This is a genomic window from Paracoccus sp. MC1862, assembly GCF_016617715.1.
Classification (GTDB): domain Bacteria; phylum Pseudomonadota; class Alphaproteobacteria; order Rhodobacterales; family Rhodobacteraceae; genus Paracoccus.
Map to the genome: position 1 here is coordinate 1,386,996 of NZ_CP067225.1, position 13,749 is coordinate 1,400,744.

A 13,749-nucleotide genomic window follows, 5' to 3' on the forward strand; every position below is an offset into this window, starting at 1 on the left:
CGCGCATTCATCAGAGGTTCTGCAATCGGCGGTGCCCAGCTGATGTAACCGCGCTGGCCGATCCCCATCTTCAAGATATCCGCGCCCTGCGCCCACGCGGTGCCAAGGAGGTCCTGCGATGGCTGCTGAAATAGCGGAGAACTTGAGCCGGAGGTGGCGCGTGCTGTTCCACCGCCCGGTGCTCGCCGAGGCGACCGCCGCACGTGTCGAGGCGCGGATCAAGTTGGCCTTCGAGGCCAATGAGCCCTCGCTTGACGAGGCCGGCACCAGGAGGGCCCTCGGGGCCGAACTGATTGCGCGGGAGGGCCGCATCACTGCGACGAATGCTCGGCGTGAAGCGGCGAAGCGGTCCCGCGACTGGAGCGCCTCAAGTTGAGGTCCTCAGAACTGGCAGCGCATGCAGCCGAAGGGTCGATCCAGCTTGGCTATGGGTCATCCGCTGCAGGGGGCATTCGGCGGGTGGCGCCGCGCCCTGCCTTAACCATGGATTGGTATCGAGGCACGGTTAGCTCGCCTGCCGGCCCTAGCGGACATGCATTGGAGGCCCACAGGCCATGACCATTCTGCTGGCTGCCTGGCTCGGCGGCGCCCTCCTGATCGTTCTGCTCGCCTGGATGGGACGGAAACTGCTGGTGACTCCGCTTACGACGCGCTCCGCCCTCGTGTCGGTGGGATCTGCGACACTGACCACCTTTTTCCTGTGGAATTACGTGGGTGGCGATGGCGGCTTCGAGCGTCGCGTCCCCGGACTGTTCAACTCCGAACACCTCGCGCTTGTCGTTCCACAGGGCTTGCTCGCCCTGCTTGCGGTGCTCTTGGTGGCGGCCAGGCGCTCCCCGTCCGCCGGGTAAGGCGTGGCGACCAGCGCTGCGAGAATAGTTTGTCATCGCTTCGTCAGCTTACAAAATTGCTCCAGGAGAGCGATGCAATGCCGACTTTTGGACCCCACATCTGTAGCGACCCTCCGGAATACTCCGCTTGGCCGCATGGAGAGCCCGACAATGGGCGCCGATGACGAGATGCCCGGCGATGGCTGGCACGCGAACCAGATCCCCGAACTCAGTCAGAGAAAATTGGTTAGCCAGGAGAGCGGGCCAAAAGCGCGCTGGCGGGCGCCCCGCCTGTGGTCCTGAAAACCAGGCGCGCCCAGCCGGTGCAGATCGGACCTAGGCGAAATCAGGGTTCATTTTTAGTCTCTCCTCGTGGCGACCGGTAGCCGTTAACGTGGGTCTGAGACCCGCAATGTCCCGGGTGAAACCGGCAGATGGCCCCCATCCGCCAGTCCAGATGTCGGCGACGATGCTCTCGAAGTCCTGCGCCCGAGGCCGCGCGCCCCGGATCCTGCCCGGGACGCATAGGGCTCAGTCTTGCGCTCGCATTTCAGCGGTTGCTTTGCCAGTGCAGTGAGCGGACCGGAACTCTGCGTGCGTGCATCTCCGAGGATGACGGTCCGCTTCCGCAAGATGCTGGGAGGGCAATGCCGCAACAGCGAACGTCCGCTTTCCGCCCTTAGCTCCCATTCGTCCACCCCCAGCCTGTGCCATATTCGCAGGCACGGAAGAGGCGTGCCTAGCTGCGTGCGCCTCTGAAACCGGCGGAGCATACTCTCGACAGGCTGATCGCCAAGGCGAAGTTGACCACCCCAAAGGCCGCGATGATGGCAAGGGCCGCGCCGGGGCCGAGCATGCCCACCAGGGCACCCCCAAGCACCGGTGCCGCGGCCTGGGCCAGAAGTGCGGGACGCGCCAGCCGACCCATCAGGGCCGGGTAGCGCTCTGGGCCAAACAGGGCCAGAGGCATCGCTCCACGTGCAATCGAGAAAACGCCATTGCCCGCGCCGTAGAGGATCATGGCCACTGCCGGGAGCTGAAGATCAAGCGCCAGCAGGATGAGACCGGCTGCAACGCTGCCGCAGGCAAAAAGCAGCGACCAGATCGGATGATGACGGCCTCGTCCCGCCATCTCGACCACGCGCGCGACAACCTGCGCGGGGCCGAGCAGCGCCCCGATCGCCACGGCATCGGCAAGCGACAGTCCTTGTGCCTGCAGGAACGTGAGCAGATGCACCGAGATCATGGTGACCGCCAGGCCAGACAGCACGAGGATCGCCGCCATGACCAGGAAGGCCCATCTTTCGGCTCCGCCAAGGCGCAGTTCATCCCGCCCTTCCGGGTGCACCTCGCTCGGAACTCGCGGTTCCCTGGGCACCAGGCACAGGATCAGCGGCAGGCTGACCAGCGCATGCAGGGCTGCCCAGATGGCCACTGTGCCGCGCCAGTCGAACTGCTCAAGCAACCAGGTCGAAAGGGGCCAGCTCACCGTGCTCGCAAACCCGCCCCAAAGGGTCAGGGCCGTGATCGCGCTTCGGGCCTGCTCCCTGTAGAGCCGTCCGAGCGTCGCGAATGCCGGGTCGTAGAGACCGGCGCTCATGCCAAGTCCGATGACGCACCACCCGAGATAGAAGGCCGACAGCCCCGGCGCTGCGGCACAGATCAGGAGACCTGCCGTCAGCAGGGTGCATCCCGCCGCCAGCACCGGGCGCCCGCCAAGCCGGGCGATCCAGCGCCCGACAAGGGGCGAGGCCAGTCCCCCACAAGCAAGCCCAAGCGAGAGTGCCCCCACCACCCAAGGCAGCGGCCAGCCCGTGTCGTTGACGATCGGCTGGGCCAGCACCGCCATCAGATAATAGCTGCTGCCCCAGGCCAGGATCTGGACGATGCCGAGGGCGGATATGACCGGCCAGCGACGGGCCGCGACCATCAGGTTGCGCCCTTCAGGCCCACCCGTGCTTCCAGCTTCGCGGCTGTTTCCTTCCGCTCGCTGTAGCGGTCGGTCAGGACGCCCGACAGGTCCCGGGTCAGCAGGGTGAACTTCACCAGTTCTTCCATCACGTCCACGATGCGGTCGTAATAGCTCGAGGGCCGCATCCGCCCGGCCTCGTCGAACTCGTCATAAGCCTTGGCGACCGAGGACTGGTTCGGGATCGTGATCATCCGCATCCAGCGGCCAAGGAGGCGCATCTGGTTCACGGCGTTGAAGCTCTGGGAGCCACCGGAGACCTGCATCAGGGCCAGGGTGCGGCCCTGGGTCGGTCGGATCGCGCCCATGGAGAGCGGAATCCAGTCGATCTGGGACTTCATCACGCCGGTCATGGCACCGTGCCGCTCGGGACTGGTCCACACCTGGCCCTCGGACCACAGGCACAGCTCGCGCAACTCCTGCACCTTCGGGTGCGAGGCCTCGGCATCGTCGGGCAGCGGCAGGCCATTGGCATGGAAGACGCGTGTCTCGCAGCCGAAGTGGCGCAGCAGGCGCTCGGCCTCCAGTGTCGCGAAGCGGCTGTAGGAGCGTTCCCGCAGCGAGCCGTAGAGCAGGAGGATGCGCGGGGGATGGGTGGCGCGCGGGATCGTCGGGATGTTCGGCGGGCGGACGGCCGCGGGCGACAGGTTCGGCAGGTCGGGGATCATGCGCGGGCCTCCTTCAGCACCACATCTTCGGGAAACCACCGGCTGCCTAGCCGCAAGGCGACGTTCACCAGAAGGATCAGGACCGGCACCTCGACCAGCGGACCGATCACGGCGGCGAAGGCCACCGGCGAGGCCAGGCCGTAGGCCGCGATGGCCACGGCAATCGCCAGCTCGAAGTTGTTGCCGGCGGCGGTGAAGGCGATGGCCGTGGTGCGCGGATAGTCCCTGGCGATCAGCCGGCCCATGGCGAAGCTCACCAGGAACTGGATGGCGAAATACAGGACCAGCGGAATGGCGATACGCACCACATCCAGCGGCAGGCGCAGCACGTCGCCGCCCTTGAGGCTGAACATCGCGACGATGGTGAAGAGCAGCGCCAGCAGGGTGATCGGACTTATCCGGGGCAGGAACACGTGCTGATACTAGGGCTCCCCCTTGCGGGCGACTAGGATGCGGCGCGTCAGGAACCCGGCCAGGAACGGCAGGCCCAGGTAGATCAGCACCGCCTCGGTCACGGTCCCGAAGCCCACGTCGATGACGCTGCCCTCCAGTCCGAACAGCGGCGGCAGCACGGTCAGGAACAGCCAAGCGTAGGTGGAGAAGAACAGATCTGGAAGATCGAGTTGAAGGCCACCAGCCCCGCGACATGCTGGTTGTCGCCGCGTGCGAGCTGGTTCCAGACCAGCACCATGGCGATGCAGCGGGCCAAGCCGATCAGGATCAGCCCGGTCATGTATTCCGGCTGGTCGCGCAGGAAGATGACTGCCAGGACGAACATCAGCACCGGGCCGATGATCCAGTTCTGCACCAGTGACAGCACCAGCACGCGCTTGTCGGCAAAGACCTGGTGCAGTTCCTCGTAGCGCGCCTTCGCCAGCGAGGGATACATCATCAGGATGAGGCCGATGGCGATCGGGATGTTGGTCGATCCGACCGACATCCCGTGCAAGGCATCCGGCGGGCCGGTGAAAATCGTTCCGAGCACGACGCCCATCACCATGGCCGCGAAGATCCAGAGCGTCAGGTAGCGGTCTAGAAAGGAAAGCCGGCTCGCCGGGCATGCAGAGGTCATGGCAATGTTCCTTGGGTCAGCCAGAGCGGGTGCGGTTGCCCCGGGCATCCGCAACCTGTTCGCCGTCTTCCTTGCTGAAGGCGGCCTGTTGCGGCGGGAGAAGATCCAGCACCGCTTCCGAGGGGCGGCAGAGCCGCACGCCCTTGGGGCTGACCACGATGGGACGGTTGATCAGGACCGGATGCGCCATCATCGCGTCGAGCAGCGCCTCATCTGACAGGGAAGGATCGTCCAGGCCAAGCTCGGCATAAGGCGTGCCCTTCTCGCGCAGCAGGTCGCGCGGCGTGATGCCCATGCGGGTGATCAGCTGCACAAGTAGCGCCCGGGCGGGTGGCGTCTTCAGATACTCGATGACATGCGGCTCGATACCGGCATTGCGGATCATGGCGAGCGTGTTGCGTGATGTGCCACAGTCCGGGTTGTGGTAGATGACGACATCCATGGTCAGGCGCTTTCCGCCATATTAGGATTGCAGGCGCACTCCAGCGCGGCGACGGCAGGGGCGCAGATCTCGGGATGGTCCTGGCAGCAATCCTTCATCAGGAAGCCGACGAGCCCGGCCAGGGCGGGATAGACAGCACTGTAGATGATGAAGCGCCCCTCGCGCCGGGACTGGATCAGTCCGGCATGTTCGAGATGGCTCAGGTGGAACGACAGTCGCGAGGTGCTGGCGCCGCCGAGAGCTTCCCCGATCGCTCCGGCCGCCATGCCGTCAGGACCGGCCTGCACCAACCGCCGCACGACACGCAGCCGCGTGTCCTGGGACAGGGCTGCGAAGGCGGCCAGAGCCTGAGGCTCGTTCATCGAATCAATCCCTCAAAGAATGATGAGACGTTGAGGTAAAGCGGTTCAAGGGTCAAGGAGCTGCAGCTTGGATCGTCGATGCGGTGGCGCAACGAGCGGCGACTGGGTCCCGCACTGAAGCCTTTCTCGGCATTGGCAGCATCAACGAGAGGGGCCCATTGGCGACATTAGCGACGGCCACAGCGAATGCAGGTGCAGTGCGCGACTCGGCCCATTGCCGACGGTCGTCCCGAGCCTCGCCTCGCAGTGCGACTTCCCCGAAGCCGACCTTCGTGTTCCCTGCAGCACTGTCCGGCCGCAACGCGGAGAGAGCGATTATTCGTCCAACGCCCATCCGAAGTCAGCTAAGGCCCCTACTTCATCGTTTCGCTCCTGAGGAAAGAGCGCGACAGTGGCCAGCTCCTTCGCACCCAGGAGTGTCAGGTGGCGTTGACAGGGAGCCGACCAATGACGGGGCGGTCTATGGTGCGCCCGGGTGCGCTGCAGAAGCCGCTCATCAGGCCACCGGCGCGGTCGTATTCCGCCGGTTTGCGCAGCTCACTCGTCCCAGGCCTGCACGAGCGTCTGCCGGGCGATCCTTCCGTCTCCGAGTTCCACCGTCGCGATACAGAAGACCTTGGCGCCGTCGGGATAAGCACAGGACTGAGTGAAGGCCAGCCGGTCACCTTCGGTGACGGCGAAATCCACTGCATGGGTCACGGCGCGCGAGCAGATGTCCTCCCAGTAGGTCGTGATGGCGGCTCGGCCGCGCACCACGCGCGGATGGCTTGGCGGGTTGTTGCGATCGATCATCCGGACCTCGGCATCATCGGCGTAGAAGCTGGCAAGCCGACGGGCATCGCGGTTCTCGATGGCTTGCTTCAGGCCCTCGGCGCTTACGTGCTCGGTTGTCGTGCCCTGCATGGCATCCTCCTCGGAATAGGCCTCCGCAGCCGAATGTCTATTCGACCGGGATCATGAGATGGGCATAAGGCGTGCCGGCCCACATGACGTAGGGCATCGTCGTGTCGGGGCTGGGCTCCTCGGAGTAGCCCGACATGGCGTCACCCGCATTCACGATCATCACGTGCGGGCCGGTCTCGATCCAGTTGTTGCCCTCCGTCGGTCCCGCGGCATAGGGGTCGGTGTTGCTGGCATCCGTTCCGCCGGCCAGCATGTAGATGAAGCCGATCCGGTCCGCTGGCGGCTCAACCTTGTTGATCCAGGCCATCACCCACTCCATCGCGTTTGCGTCGCCGCACATCGGGTCGGGGCCGGGTGTCACGGGGTTGTCGGGCATGCACCACCAGCCGTTGCTGCCTTCACGCAGCGTGGTCATCGCGCCACTCTCGTCGAAGCCGTGGATCGTGGCCCCGGCGGCAACCGCGGCCGGCGCGGCGGACTCCGCGCTCTTGATCATGTCGGTGGCCTCCTGAGCCACGGCCGGGAGCGCAGCGCCGATCAGGGCAAGGATGAGAATTCGGGTCATGGCAAGCCTCCATCGCGGGCGCCGCGTCGGGCCGGAGATCAGCGAGAACGACGGCGTTGGAGGCAGCCTGCTCCAAGCGGTCCGGGTTCCGCTTGCGCCGGAAGGGCCATGACGACGATGGCCCGATCGGGCCAGTCTCAGGTCCGCTCGCTGCGCGCCAGGAGGGCGGCGGCGGCGGCGCGCGAGGGCAGGCCGAGCTTGAGAAGGATGTTCGCAACGTGCCGCTTGACTGTGTGCGCGGAAAGCTCCAGCCGTCCGGCGATCTCGTGGTTGCTGAGCCCTTCGGCCACCAGCGCGAGCACCTCGCGCTCGCGTTGGGTGAGATGCGCGAGGTCGGGGTCGCAGCGCTGAACGCGGCGCGCCGGCTCGAGATGCTGCTCGGGGACGAGCCGTTCGACCGTCAGAAACGCGCCGTCGATCCGAACCTCTCCCGACGGGGCGAAATGCTGGCCTGCGCCGAACGCAACCTCTGCGGCGACGGTCGAGACCAGCACCATGCCGGGGCCCGCCTGCCCGGCCATGGCAAGGGCGATGCGCGCCATGGTGCCAGAGGCGGCGCCCTCGCCGGGCAGGACCTCGCCCACATGCACGCCTTGACCAAGTCCGATCCCCAGCGAGCGCGCGAGATCGTTCAGGATCTGGGCGCAACCCAGCGCGCGCGAGGGCCCGTCGAAGCGCAGCAGCCGTCCCTCGGGCCCTGATGCGACGACGGAACCGCCAAAGCATCGCGCCTCGTCTGAAAGGCGTGCGTCCAATCCGGCAGTGCGCTCCGAGAGTTCAGCATCCAGAAGCGCCCGCCGGGATGCGCCCGTCACCCGTAGGGCGAGGAGAGCCGCAAGGCTCCGCTCGGGCATAGTCGATGGCGTGGTGCCGGTCAGGAACTCTTCGATGGCATCGACGACGGCGTCCGTGTCACCGGTCCAGATCGGGTGATCGCGCCCCTCCAGCCAGCGCAACGCCGCACCGGGGATATGCCGTGCCAGGTATGATGCCGCCTCGGGGTTCACGCGCGCGTCGTGACGGCGGTGCAAGATCAGGGTTGGCACCCGGATGCGGGGCAGGATTGCCCGCAGGTCGACGGCTGCGTTCATACGCGCCAGCGCGATCGCCGCGGTGGGGCTGCAGGACAACCTTTCGAACCGCGCCCACCAAGCCTGAAACTCGGGATCGACCGCCCGCCCAGGGGCGAAGTTCCGCAGCGTCCTGCCTTGGCCCCAACTCGTTTCGGCCTGCGTCACGAAGCGCTCGACCACCTCGGTGTCCTTCACCCAGCGGTGGAAGCAGGCATAGCCGCCATAGAGCACGAGCGCCCGCAACCGCTCAGGATGGGTCGCTGCAAAAAGCAGCGACAGGGGTGCACCCTCGGACGCGCCGAGAAGCGCAGCCCGCCCGCTTCCGGCCGCGTCCATGACCGCCCGCACGTCATCCGTGCGGGTTTCAATGTCGGGAAGATGGGCAGGATCAACCCCGTCCGACAGGCCCGTGCCACGCTTGTCGAACTGGATCAGCCGGGTGAATCCCGACAAGCGGCGCAGCAGATGAGCATAGCCCGGATCCTCCCAGTGAAGGTCGATGTTCGAGAGAAATCCGGGCACGAAGACGAGATCGATGGGCCCCTGACCCACCGCCTGGTAGGCGATCCGCAGGTCGCCGCTCCGGGCATAGCGCGTCTGGGGGAGCTTCATCACCGTGGCTCGCCTGCTATGCGGGCGATTGTAGCACCGGCCGCAGATTCCTGCATCCCTCGAGCGCGGCGTCCGGTCCGTTTGCCGACGATTGTCTTGGCGGTCACCTGGTATTGCGGATCGAGGTGCTCACCCGTTGTTCCGCCCCGTCGGAATGCAAAGCCAAGGAAGGCGGTCACGGCCGGCGCCGTGGCGCGCAACGAGGCCCTGCGCGCGTGGAACTACCTGGGCCGGGCGCTGTGGCGACGATGGAGCGGATACCCCGCCGAAGCCGCGTCGAAACGAAGATGCATTGTGTAAAGTTGCCGGGTCAGCGCCTCATGGCCCGAGACTTCGATCGCCAAGTCGCTGAACTCCAGTTCCGCATCGCGGTCCTGAACGGCTACACCGCGCTCGGCACACCCGTCACAGAGGGTGTGGGATAAGGCCGTCGGCGGGGAGGGGAGGCGCCCCCGTTAGTCGATTTGCGCAACAGAGCGCAGCTAGGGGCGTCACCTAACTTCTTGCTGGCAGTCAGGATGCGGCTGACTGGCTTTGTTGAGTATGCGCTCCATTCCAAGTCATGGCTCGCCATCGCTGCACCGCCGACGAGCGGCTTCCGCCCCGTGCGTCGCTCCGGTGAAACGCTGCCGCGGCGGCGGCTAATGTCCGCTCTGTGTCCATGCTGCGGCCGCCGTGCCGCACTGCCGTCAGACAGCTTTCCGCCCGACGCGAGGACATCTTGCCCCGCGTGGTATCCTGTCGCGGTCGGAGTAACCGAAGACGGGCGGGTCCGGTGGCCAGGAGGTATACCCATGTCCACCGACCTTATTCCTGCTGCCCGCCGACCGAGCGTCGCCTGGAACACGGGCCGCATCATCGGCCAGAAGCGGCCCCTCATGCCGCGGCACGTCTGGTCCATCAGGGTCCGCCTCGAGATGGCAGGCAACGCACGTGACCTCGCACTGTTCAACATGGCCATCGACAGCAAACTCCGCGGTTGCGACCTCGTAGGCCTCCGCGTCCGCGATGTCTTCGCCGCCGGTCGTGTGAGGGAACGCGCGTCGATGACCCAGAGCAAAACGGGCAAGCCGGTCCGGTTCGAGATCACCGAGTCCACCAGGCTGTCCCTCGAGCGCTGGATCCGCGACCCCGAGATGATCGGCCTCGAGTTCCTTTGGCCGAGCCGGATCCATGGCAGCCCGCACCTCTCGACCCGGCAGTATGCCAGAATCGTAAGGGGCTGGGTCTCGTCGATTGGCTTGGAACCGAGCGCCTACGGCACGCATTCCATGCGACGAACCAAGGTGGCGCAGATCTACAAGAAGACAGGTAACCTCCGCGCAGTCCAGTTGCTGCTGGGACATACGAAGATGGACAGCACGGTCCGCTACCTTGGCGTCGACATCGAGGATGCGCTTTCCCTCTCGGAGGGGATCGACCTGTAATCGCTTGGACGACCGGCTCCCACCGTGCCGGTCGGCCCTTAGCGGACGGTCAGGCCGGCGTCGGCTTCGAACTGGACGTTGGCCACTGGGCTCTGATGATGTGACCGCCCCCCGACGGCATCTGATGTGCCAAGGTGGGTCTGCAACGATCCACAAAGGGGAGCGGTCATGTCGGAGATTATCACGGTCGGGCTCGATCTGGCGAAGAATGTATTCCAGGTGCATGGAACTGACGGCGCAGGACGAGCCGTTCTGCGCAAGAAGATACGGCGAGGGCAGGTGCTGGAGTTTTTCAGCCAGCTGCCCTCTTGCGTCGTGGCGATGGAAGCCTGTGGCGGCGCTCACTTCTGGGGCCGGGAAATTGGCAAGCTGGGGCATGAGGTGCGGCTGATCCCGCCGGCCTATGTGAAGCCGTTTGTGAAGCGCCAGAAGAATGACATGGCGGACGCCGAGGCCATCTGCGAGGCGGCTATGCGACCCACCATGCGCTTTGTTCCGGTCAAGAGCGAAGAGACGCAGGGCGCGGCAATGGTCTTCCGGGTCCGGGAGTTGCTGATCCGGCAGCGCACGCAGGCGATCAACGCATTGCGCGGCCATCTGACCGAGTTCGGTCAGATCGTGCCACAGGGAGCGGCCAACGCTGCGCGGCTGATCGCGATCGTGGAGGATCCGGATGGCGCTCTCCCTGCTGATGCCGTCCCCACGCTGAAGGCTTTGATCGCGGCACTCACGCATCTGGAGGCAGAGATCAGGAAGCTCGATGCCGAGATCGCCCGGCGCGCCAAGGAGAATGACGTCGCCCGGCGACTGATGACGGTGCCGGGCATCGGGCCGCTGATTGCCACGGCCATCGCTGTTCTGGCGCCGCCACCCGAGACGTTCCGCAAGGCACGCGACTTTGCCGCCTGGCTTGGTCTTGTGCCTCGGCAGCATTCGACCGGCGGCAAGCAACGTCTCGGAGCAACGACCAGAATGGGCGAACGATCCCTGCGACGCCTGCTGATCATTGGCGCCAACAGCGTGGTGATCAAACGTAACGTTCACAAGGAAGCGCAGCCCGGAACATGGCTGGGCAGCCTGCTGTTGCGCAAGCCACCGATGCTGGTGCGGGTGGCTTTGGCGAACAAGATGGCGCGGATCGTCTGGGCCTTGATGGCTCGGGGTGGCATCTACCAATCTCCGGTCGCAGCGGCGTAAGCCGCCGCAGATCGCGAGGACGTCGGAGCGGAAGAGGGCAAGGAGCAGTTTGGCGCAACAGTTGTGAGACGGGATCGGGAAAACCAGTGTGCAACAGAGTGCCTATGAGCACGCGGCTTTGATCTGGACCCGACCTTCGAACACCATACGGGCCCTGCGGCATGGATCGCGCCGCATCATGAGGCCGGACACATGTCAGCACCCGACAACGCGCCAAGATCAGCTTCAAAATCCCTCTTGCGCTTGGGGCGGTTACACATGTTGCACAAATCCCTTCAGTGACTCATGTCGTGAGTCAGCATGGTAGCTGGTCGACATGAGCAAACCCACACGCCTGACCTACAAGACCAGGAACTGGCCGGCCTACAATGAAGCGCTCAAGCGCCGTGGCTCGCTGACGATCTGGTTCGACCCCGAGATGAGCTGGGAGGCGGCTGCGACAGGTCGACGTGGCCGACAGCAGACCTACAGCGATGCCGCCATCCAGACTTGCCTTTCCATGAAGGTGCTGTTCGGCATGGCATTGCGGCAGACGGCAGGGTTCGTCGAGAGCCTGCTTCGCCTGATCGGCCTCGACTGGACGGTGCCTGACTTCAGCACGCTGTCGCGGCGCCAGAAGACCCTGGCCGTCAACATCCCGTATCGGGGCTCCAAGGGACCTCTGCACCTGCTGGTCGACAGCACCGGGATCAAGGTCGAAGGCGAAGGCGAGTGGCACGCCCGCAAGCATGGCGGCCCGAAGCGGCGTATCTGGCGCAAGATTCACATTGGGATCGACGAGGAAACGCTAGAAGTCCGGGCCATCGAGATCACCGGGAGCCACATCGGTGACGCCCCGGTCCTGCCAGATCTGCTCAACCAGATCCCGGCGGACGAGGAGATCGGCAGCGTTACGGCTGACGGTGCCTACGACACCCGCAAGTGCCACGATGCGATCGCCGACCGCGGCGCTCACGCCGTGATCCCGCCCCGCAGGAACGCAAAGCCATGGAAGGCTGTCACGGCCGGGGCCGCGGCGCGCAACGAGGCTCTGCGATCTGCGAAATACCTGGGCCGCACGCTTTGGCGAAGATGGAGTGGATACCACCGCCGGAGCCGCGTCGAGACGAAGATGCATTGCGTGAAACTTCTGGGGCAACGCCTCATGGCGCGGGACTTCGATCGTCAGGTCGCCGAACTTCAGGTCCGGATTGCCGTCCTGAACGGCTACACCGCGCTCGGCATACCCGTCACTGAAGCTGTGGAATGAGTCTGTCCGGGGAAAGGGGGAACAACGGCCATCAGACCATTTGTGCAACATGTGTAACCGCCCCAAGCGCAAGAGGGATTTTGAAGCTGATCTTGGCGCGTTGTCGGGTGCTGACATGTGTCCGGCCTCATGATGCGGCGCGATCCATGCCGCAGGGCCCGTATGGTGTTCGAAGGTCGGGTCCAGATCAAAGCCGCGTGCTCATAGGCACTCTGTTGCACACTGGTTTTCCCGATCCCGTCTCACAACTGTTGCGCCAAACTGCTCCTTGCCCTCTTCCGCTCCGACGTCCTCGCGATCTGCGGCGGCTTACGCCGCTGCGACCGGAGATTGGTAGATGCCACCCCGAGCCATCAAGGCCCAGACGATCCGCGCCATCTTGTTCGCCAAAGCCACCCGCACCAGCATCGGTGGCTTGCGCAACAGCAGGCTGCCCAGCCATGTTCCGGGCTGCGCTTCCTTGTGAACGTTACGTTTGATCACCACGCTGTTGGCGCCAATGATCAGCAGGCGTCGCAGGGATCGTTCGCCCATTCTGGTCGTTGCTCCGAGACGTTGCTTGCCGCCGGTCGAATGCTGCCGAGGCACAAGACCAAGCCAGGCGGCAAAGTCGCGTGCCTTGCGGAACGTCTCGGGTGGCGGCGCCAGAACAGCGATGGCCGTGGCAATCAGCGGCCCGATGCCCGGCACCGTCATCAGTCGCCGGGCGACGTCATTCTCCTTGGCGCGCCGGGCGATCTCGGCATCGAGCTTCCTGATCTCTGCCTCCAGATGCGTGAGTGCCGCGATCAAAGCCTTCAGCGTGGGGACGGCATCAGCAGGGAGAGCGCCATCCGGATCCTCCACGATCGCGATCAGCCGCGCAGCGTTGGCCGCTCCCTGTGGCACGATCTGACCGAACTCGGTCAGATGGCCGCGCAATGCGTTGATCGCCTGCGTGCGCTGCCGGATCAGCAACTCCCGGACCCGGAAGACCATTGCCGCGCCCTGCGTCTCTTCGCTCTTGACCGGAACAAAGCGCATGGTGGGTCGCATAGCCGCCTCGCAGATGGCCTCGGCGTCCGCCATGTCATTCTTCTGGCGCTTCACAAACGGCTTCACATAGGCCGGCGGGATCAGCCGCACCTCATGCCCCAGCTTGCCAATTTCCCGGCCCCAGAAGTGAGCGCCGCCACAGGCTTCCATCGCCACGACGCAAGAGGGCAGCTGGCTGAAAAACTCCAGCACCTGCCCTCGCCGTATCTTCTTGCGCAGAACGGCTCGTCCTGCGCCGTCAGTTCCATGCACCTGGAATACATTCTTCGCCAGATCGAGCCCGACCGTGATAATCTCCGACATGACCGCTCCCCTTTGTGGATCGTTGCAGACCCACCTTGGCAC

13 protein-coding genes and 2 pseudogenes are annotated in these 13,749 nt (G+C 65.2%); 6 read left to right on the forward strand and 9 right to left on the reverse strand.

The features are described 5' to 3' along the window. The first annotated feature begins 142 nt into the window (after positions 1-142). Together JGR78_RS06980 and JGR78_RS06985 are read left to right on the forward strand one after the other, a co-directional pair. Positions 143-376, forward strand: a complete 234-nt coding sequence (locus tag JGR78_RS06980) for a hypothetical protein (protein WP_182805818.1) — start codon at positions 143-145, stop codon at positions 374-376. Between the two features lie 178 nt (positions 377-554). Further along, on the forward strand, positions 555-851 hold the full coding sequence (locus JGR78_RS06985; protein WP_182805821.1) for a hypothetical protein: 297 nt from the start codon (positions 555-557) through the stop codon (positions 849-851). A 718-nt stretch (positions 852-1,569) separates the two neighbouring features. On the opposite strand, the gene JGR78_RS06990 is transcribed toward JGR78_RS06985, so the two are convergent. The 8 genes and pseudogenes from JGR78_RS06990 to JGR78_RS07025 form a co-directional block, all read right to left on the reverse strand. Further along, entirely contained in the window at positions 1,570-2,760 is a 1,191-nt protein-coding gene (locus tag JGR78_RS06990) for an MFS transporter (protein WP_182805823.1), read from the reverse strand. Next, entirely contained in the window at positions 2,760-3,467 is a 708-nt protein-coding gene (gene arsH, locus JGR78_RS06995) for an arsenical resistance protein ArsH (RefSeq protein WP_182805825.1), read from the reverse strand. Before arsH ends, JGR78_RS06990 begins: the two co-directional genes overlap by 1 nt. After that, positions 3,464-4,539, reverse strand: a pseudogene (arsB, locus tag JGR78_RS07000) (ACR3 family arsenite efflux transporter). Before arsB ends, arsH begins: the two are co-directional and overlap by 4 nt. Positions 4,540-4,555: 16 nt before the next feature. Next, a complete protein-coding gene (gene arsC, locus JGR78_RS07005; RefSeq protein WP_182805827.1) occupies positions 4,556-4,981 on the reverse strand; it encodes an arsenate reductase (glutaredoxin) in 426 nt (141 codons plus the stop codon). 2 nt (positions 4,982-4,983) lie between these two features. Then, on the reverse strand, positions 4,984-5,343 hold the full coding sequence (locus tag JGR78_RS07010) for a helix-turn-helix transcriptional regulator (protein ID WP_182805829.1): 360 nt from the start codon (positions 5,341-5,343) through the stop codon (positions 4,984-4,986). A gap of 537 nt (positions 5,344-5,880) precedes the next feature. Continuing rightward, entirely contained in the window at positions 5,881-6,246 is a 366-nt protein-coding gene (locus JGR78_RS07015; protein WP_182805831.1) for a nuclear transport factor 2 family protein, read from the reverse strand. Between the two features lie 37 nt (positions 6,247-6,283). After that, positions 6,284-6,811 (reverse strand): hypothetical protein, encoded by a 528-nt coding sequence (locus JGR78_RS07020; RefSeq protein ID WP_182805833.1) that lies wholly within the window; start codon positions 6,809-6,811, stop codon positions 6,284-6,286. Between the two features lie 137 nt (positions 6,812-6,948). Beyond that, the gene (locus tag JGR78_RS07025; RefSeq protein WP_182805835.1) at positions 6,949-8,496 is read right to left on the reverse strand and encodes an alpha/beta fold hydrolase; all 1,548 of its coding nucleotides are present in this window, start codon (positions 8,494-8,496) and stop codon (positions 6,949-6,951) included. A 115-nt stretch (positions 8,497-8,611) separates the two neighbouring features. On the opposite strand from JGR78_RS07025, the pseudogene JGR78_RS07030 reads away from it, so the two are divergent. The 4 genes and pseudogenes from JGR78_RS07030 to JGR78_RS07045 all read left to right on the forward strand — a co-directional run. After that, positions 8,612-8,921: pseudogene (locus JGR78_RS07030) on the forward strand (transposase); the annotation flags it as partial. Positions 8,922-9,290: 369 nt separating this feature from the next. After that, entirely contained in the window at positions 9,291-9,923 is a 633-nt protein-coding gene (locus tag JGR78_RS07035) for a tyrosine-type recombinase/integrase (RefSeq protein ID WP_182805837.1), read from the forward strand. A gap of 168 nt (positions 9,924-10,091) precedes the next feature. Further along, entirely contained in the window at positions 10,092-11,120 is a 1,029-nt protein-coding gene (locus JGR78_RS07040) for an IS110 family transposase (RefSeq protein WP_200559299.1), read from the forward strand. Positions 11,121-11,436: 316 nt separating this feature from the next. Then, positions 11,437-12,369, forward strand: a complete 933-nt coding sequence (locus JGR78_RS07045; RefSeq protein ID WP_200559301.1) for an IS5 family transposase — start codon at positions 11,437-11,439, stop codon at positions 12,367-12,369. Positions 12,370-12,678: 309 nt separating this feature from the next. On the opposite strand, the gene JGR78_RS07050 is transcribed toward JGR78_RS07045, so the two are convergent. Next, the gene (locus JGR78_RS07050; RefSeq protein WP_200559299.1) at positions 12,679-13,707 is read right to left on the reverse strand and encodes an IS110 family transposase; all 1,029 of its coding nucleotides are present in this window, start codon (positions 13,705-13,707) and stop codon (positions 12,679-12,681) included. Positions 13,708-13,749 lie beyond the last annotated feature (42 nt).